Origin of the sequence: Pseudomonas sp. SIMBA_067 (assembly GCF_046534675.1) — a bacterium.
GTDB classification, from domain to species: Bacteria; Pseudomonadota; Gammaproteobacteria; order Pseudomonadales; family Pseudomonadaceae; genus Aquipseudomonas; species Aquipseudomonas putida.
In genome coordinates this window covers 1-282 of the sequence record NZ_JAWRYH010000275.1, presented here as the reverse complement: position 1 = coordinate 282, position 282 = coordinate 1, and the positions used below count along the sequence as shown (strand labels likewise).

Sequence of the window (282 nt, the reverse complement as noted above, 5' to 3'; positions counted from 1 at the left end):
TAACTGCCCGGTGCTGCGATCGATATTCACCGTCACAATACCCGGTGGCGGCGTTAGCGGCTGCTCCGGCACACCTTCAAGAACGGCTTTCATATAAGCGTCCCATGCAGGCTGGGCACTCTTGGCACCGCCTTCGTAACCTGAGATCTGATCTTTAATCGCTCCGGAAGCCGTTGTATGACCGAGATTACGACGGTGATCATCAAAGCCAATCCAGACCGAGGTCACAACACCCGGACCGTAACCCGAGAACCACGCATCTTTCGAACTGTTAGTGGTACC

At 55.0% G+C, this 282-nt stretch carries 1 protein-coding gene; it reads right to left on the bottom strand.

What is annotated here, in order from left to right:
• The coding region (locus SB765_RS29065) for a hypothetical protein (protein WP_410932410.1) at positions 1 to 282 on the bottom strand (282 nt) is incomplete at both ends.